Raw genomic sequence first — 2,905 nt, 5'->3', positions numbered from 1 at the left:
GCGCCGAAGCCGGAGCCCAAGCCCGAGCCGAAGCCCGAGCAGCCCGCCGCTGCGGCGGCGAAGCTGGCGGCCGCCGGCGCCGCGCGCCCCGCCACCGGCCGCCCGGCCGCGGCGGAGGAGGAGACCGAGACCAAGCGGGTCATCCGCCGTCCCGGGATGCCGCTCAAGGTCATCACCCCGCCCAAGACCCCGAAGTCGCCGGGCGGCGACCGCAACCGCGGCCGTCTGACCATCGCGACGGCGACGTCCGGCGAGGAGGAGCGCACGCGCTCGGTCGCCTCGTTCCGCCGCCGCAACCAGCGCCTGACCGGCCACCGCCAGGTGGAGCAGAAGGAGAAGCTGGCCCGCGAGGTGATCATCCCCGAGACGATCACCATCCAGGAGCTCGCCAACCGGATGAGCGAGCGGGCGGTCGACGTCATCCGCATGCTGATGAAGCAGGGCCAGATCCACAAGATCACCGACGTGATCGACTCGGACACCGCCCAGCTCATCGCCGAGGAGCTCGGCCACACCGTGCGCCGCGTGGCGGAGTCGGACGTCGAGGAGGGCCTGTTCGACGAGCCCGATACCGACGAGGACACCCAGCCGCGTCCGCCGGTCGTGACCATCATGGGCCACGTCGACCACGGCAAGACCTCGCTGCTCGACGCGATCCGCAACGCCAACGTCGTCTCCGGCGAGGCGGGCGGCATCACGCAGCACATCGGTGCCTACCAGGTGACCTCGCCCTCCGGCGGCAAGATCACCTTCATCGACACCCCCGGCCACGCCGCCTTCACCTCCATGCGCGCCCGCGGCGCCAAGGTGACGGACATCGTGGTGCTGGTGGTGGCGGCCGATGACGGCGTCATGCCCCAGACGGTCGAGGCGATCTCCCACGCCAAGGCGGCCGGCGTGCCGCTGATCGTGGCGATCAACAAGATCGACAAGCCCGACGCGAACCCGCAGCGGGTGCGCACCGAGCTCCTGCAGCACGACATCCAGGTCGAGTCCATGGGTGGCGAGACCCTCGAGTTCGAGGTCTCGGCCAAGACCAAGGAAGGTCTCGACGACCTGCTCGAGGGCCTCGCCCTCCAGGCCGAGATCCTGGACCTGCGCGCCAACCCCGACCGCTCGGCGGAGGGCACGGTGATCGAGGCCAAGCTCGATCGCGGCCGCGGCCCGGTGGCGACCGTGCTCGTCGAGCGCGGCACCCTGCACACCGGCGACATCGTGGTGGCGGGCGCCGAATGGGGCCGCGTGCGTGCCCTGGTCGACGACACCGGCCGCAACACCAAGGAGGCGGGCCCCTCGGTTCCCGTCGAGGTGCTGGGCTTCAACGGCACGCCGGAGGCGGGCGACCGCGTCGCGGTGGTCGAGAACGAGGCCCGGGCCCGCGAGGTCACCGAGTACCGTGCCCGCGTGAAGCGCGAGCGCGCGGCGGCCGCCGGCACCGGCGCCGGCCGGACGCTGATGGACATGATGCGCGACCTCAAGGAGGGTGCCGGTCGCAAGGAGTTCCCGCTCGTCGTCAAGGGCGACGTGCAGGGCTCGGTCGAGGCCATCGCGGGCTCGCTCGAGAAGCTCGGCAACGACGAGGTGGCGGCCCGCATCCTGCACACGGGTGTCGGCGGCATCACCGAGTCGGACATCACCCTGGCCCAGGCCTCGGGTGCGGTCGTGGTCGGCTTCAACGTCCGCGCCCACAAGGAGGCCCGCGAGGCCGCCGAGCGGGCGGGCGTCGAGATCCGCTACTACAACATCATCTACGATCTCGTGGATGACGTGAAGGCGGCGATGTCGGGCCTGCTCCCGCCGACGCTCCGCGAGGAGCGCCTGGGCGAGGCGCGCATCCTCGAGATCTTCAACGTCTCGAAGGTGGGCAAGATCGCCGGTTGCCGGGTCGAGGACGGCCGGGTCGAGCGCGGCGCCCATGTCCGCCTCATCCGCGACAACGTGGTGGTGCACGAGGGCAAGCTCTCGCAGCTCAAGCGCTTCAAGGACGACGCCAAGGAAGTGGCGGCTGGCCAGGAATGCGGCATGGCCTTCGAGAACTACCAGGACATGCGCCCGCGCGACGTGATCGAGTGCTACATCGTGCACGAGGAGCGTCGCACGCTCTGATCCACCCCGTCGCCATCGGCCGTCCGCCGTCCGGCGGCGGCCCATGCAAGGACTTCGCGAGCCCGGGACGCCAGCGTCCCGGGCTCGTCGGTTCAGGATGACAGCCGCGAGGGCCGCCGAGACCGCTCGGCCGCCCCTCTTGGCCGCCCCGCGGCCCGGTTCGAGCCCGGAGAGACGATGGTGCGCAAACCCCAGGACAATGCAGGCCCCTCGCAGCGCCAGCAGCGCGTGGCCGAACTCGTGCGGCACGCCCTCGCGGAGGTGCTGAGCCGCGGCGACATCCAGGATCCGGTGCTGAGCCAGCACGTGATCACCGTGCCCGAGGTCCGGATGTCGCCGGACCTCAAGCTCGCCACCGCCTACGTGATGCCGCTCGGCGGCCAGGACGAGCGCCCGGTGATCGAGGCGCTCGAGCGCAACAAGAAGGTCCTGCGCCAGGAGGTGGCCCGCCGGGTGGCGCTGAAATTCGCTCCCGACCTGCGCTTCCGCCGCGACGAGACCTTCGACGAGGCGGCCCGCATCGACGCGCTCCTGCGCAGCGAGAAGGTCCAGCGCGACCTCGGGACCGAGCCGGACCCCGAGGAGTAGGATCTGCCCGAGTCGGATCTCCCCCGGCATCGAACCGCCGCCCGGGTGGGGACTTGAGACCAGCATGACCGGCGTGGTGCGGCGCGGGCGGGACGGGATCCCCCGCGGCGACCGCCGTTGAGAGTGGACACAGGATGACGATGCACGAGGATCAGCCCGCAGAGCCCCCGCCGCCGGCGGCCCGCCCTCGCGCGCGGGGGCGGGGCGGGCC

General features: G+C 71.8%; 2 protein-coding genes. Both read left to right on the top strand.

Going from position 1 to position 2,905, the window contains the following annotated elements:
* The coding region (gene infB / locus VQ02_RS08170; protein ID WP_048443685.1) for a translation initiation factor IF-2 at window positions 1-2,106 on the top strand (2,106 nt) is incomplete at its 5' end.
* 180 nt (window positions 2,107-2,286) lie between these two features.
* Window positions 2,287-2,694, top strand: a complete 408-nt coding sequence (gene rbfA / locus VQ02_RS08165; RefSeq protein ID WP_048443686.1) for a 30S ribosome-binding factor RbfA — start codon at window positions 2,287-2,289, stop codon at window positions 2,692-2,694.
* Window positions 2,695-2,905 lie beyond the last annotated feature (211 nt).

It is taken from the genome of Methylobacterium variabile, from assembly GCF_001043975.1.
GTDB classification, from domain to species: Bacteria; Pseudomonadota; Alphaproteobacteria; order Rhizobiales; family Beijerinckiaceae; genus Methylobacterium; species Methylobacterium variabile.
Note: the sequence above shows the minus strand (reverse complement) of the source record. Positions and strands in the feature narration are given on the sequence as shown.